The following is a 2401-nucleotide window of genomic DNA, read 5'->3' on the forward strand; positions in this document are numbered from 1 at the left end:
GAAATAAGCAGGCATATCACAGATAATCCTGCTATAATTTTATACATATTGAAACTATTCAATTCTTTACAGTTTAGTTTTATATAACTACCAGGTCCTTTTTTCCATGAACGCTTCTAACTGCGTACGTGTCATTTTTACTTTATTGGGGTTTTGGTTAAGCCATTTCAAAAATGCATCCTTGATGGGCGTTGTCCACTGGCTGTCAATTTCGCCTGTACTATATGTGCCGGATTTAAGCATAGCATGTCCAAATTCATCCCTCAGCGCTATAAATTCGGCTGTGGCGATAACCTTTTCTGCCAGGTGAGCAGGTATAAACAGCACACCTTCTTTTTCGGAAATGACCAGATCGCCTGGCATCACAATGGCATGCCCTATTCTTATAGGGGTATTAAGGCCCATTAGTACCATCTCTTCTAAATAGGACGGATCAAAGTCACGAACGAACGCATTGAAGCCCGGGATGCTTTTTAAACCCTGAAGATCACGCGCCGAGCCATCGAAGATCACCCCGTTACCTGATTTACTGAATATTGAGTTACCCAAATTATCGCCTATTAATGTTCCTCCTTTTATTTTTCCAAAACCATCGGCTACGTAAACATCACCTTTTTGTAGTAAATCAATAGGCCATGCATTGGTGTTACCCTGTCTGCCTTGCCTAATACCTCGTTCTTTAATGTTTTTTTCTACATCTGGCCGACTGGGCATGAACATGGCTGTTACGGCACGGCCAACTACGGGTATGTCATCGTTCACCATTTTCCAGCCGCTTTCAAACTGGTTATTGTACCCTTCATTTCGCAATGCAGTCCAGGCTTCTTCAATGCCAATGTTTTTGGCACGTGCAAGCAGGTCATCCGGTATTTTGGGGCGGCCATCATCAAAACGCTCCCCTTTCCACTCCGACGTATAAAATACCAGTTGCTCTTTTGATATCGTTTGCGCAGTGCTACTTGAATAAAACAGTAATATTGGCAAGCAAATTTTTAAAACACTTCTCATTTTGGTTATATAGGTTAAAATTGGTTATTGAACTCTTGCAATTGACTTTGCAGCTATTTTTGGCGGCACAATGGGCATAGCAATACCATTTAAATCATACATTATTTTCCCGGCGCGAATAGTCATTTCGCATTCTAACTTCTTATCGGCCACAATCTTGTAGCCGGTATAGTCAAACAATCCAAATTTACCTTTACGAACATTCAAAATGGCGACATCAGCATCCGAGCCGACAGAAAGGTTTCCCAGCTCTTCGTGTTTAATTTCTTTTGCAGGGTTTGAAGTAGTGGCTTGTATTACATCGTATATGGTCATACCTATATTAAGAAATTTAGACATGGTAGTTAGCATATCCTTCATTGCATTGTTCATGCTTCCCGAATGTATATCCGTACTGATCGAATTTGGAAAAAAGCCGTCTTTTGCGGCTGGTATGGCCTGGGAAAAAGTAAAACTGATACCACCATAACCAACATCAAAATAAATACCCCGTTTGCGCGCTTCCCACACAAAGGGTTTTATTTTTTGAGCTTTCAGATCAACGATATACTCTCTGTCATCAAACTGTCCGAAACAATGTGTAAAAATATCACCGGGGCGTAAATGCTGTGTAAACAATTCCTGGATAGATAGCGGAGGATTACTACCACCAAAATCAATCATTACCGGCAAACCGCCAGCCATATTCCCTGCTTCAACGGCACGGTCAACAGCAACCCATTCATGGCCTTCATAATGTGCAACTTTAAAACCCACAACGTAATTTCGATAACGGCGAGCTAATAACGCAGACATTTTAGCATCCATATCGTTTGAGTTTTGTTCATACACACCACGCATGCCTTCGCCCACAATGTTTATGAAAGCCAGTACCCTTGTTTGCGATTGATCAATTGTTTGTGCCTTAAATGTGGGGAAAGTACGCCAACCCGAACTGCCTGCATCAACTACCGTAGTAACTCCATTGCGAAAGGTGAAACCATCAGGGGGCAAAGCCTGRTTGCCGTTTTCATACTGGTGATCTGGTTSGGTACCAAAAAAATTATGGGTATGGATATCAATCAGCCCCGGTGTAACATATAAACCGGTAGCGTCAACAACCTGCAGGCCCTGGGTGGGGTCAATGTTTTTTACAACCAGCACAATTTTACCGTCCTTTATAGCTATATCCATATCGGCATCGATGTTATTTTTCGGATCTATTACGTGCCCTCCTTTAATTACTATGTTATAGGTCTGTGCCTTTAAAACCATAATAGTCGAGCCCATGGTCGCTATCATTAAGAGTATATATTTTTTCATTTTAAAATTATTTAACTTTAATAATGCAGGAAACTTAAGGCTATATTTATCCTGTCAGAGCAGGAATCACTGTTCTGTAAAGCAATAACTG

2 protein-coding genes are annotated in these 2401 nt (G+C 41.1%); both read right to left on the minus strand.

Features of this window, described 5'->3' with window-relative positions:
- Positions 1 to 87 precede the first annotated feature (87 nt).
- Positions 88 to 1008, minus strand: a complete 921-nt coding sequence (locus tag AC1DPZ_RS25600; protein WP_477408810.1) for an RraA family protein — start codon at positions 1006 to 1008, stop codon at positions 88 to 90.
- A gap of 24 nt (positions 1009 to 1032) precedes the next feature.
- On the minus strand, positions 1033 to 2310 hold the full coding sequence (locus AC1DPZ_RS25605; protein ID WP_477408812.1) for an amidohydrolase/deacetylase family metallohydrolase: 1278 nt from the start codon (positions 2308 to 2310) through the stop codon (positions 1033 to 1035).
- Between the last annotated feature and the right edge of the window lie 91 nt (positions 2311 to 2401).

The sequence above is a fragment of the Mucilaginibacter sp. P4_G9 genome, from assembly GCF_056400985.1.

Excerpts from the sequence above, each read along its gene's own strand:
- AC1DPZ_RS25600 (WP_477408810.1), bottom strand. The coding sequence starts at position 1,008 with ATGAGAAGTGTTTTAAAAATTTGCTTGCCAATATTACTGTTTTATTCA.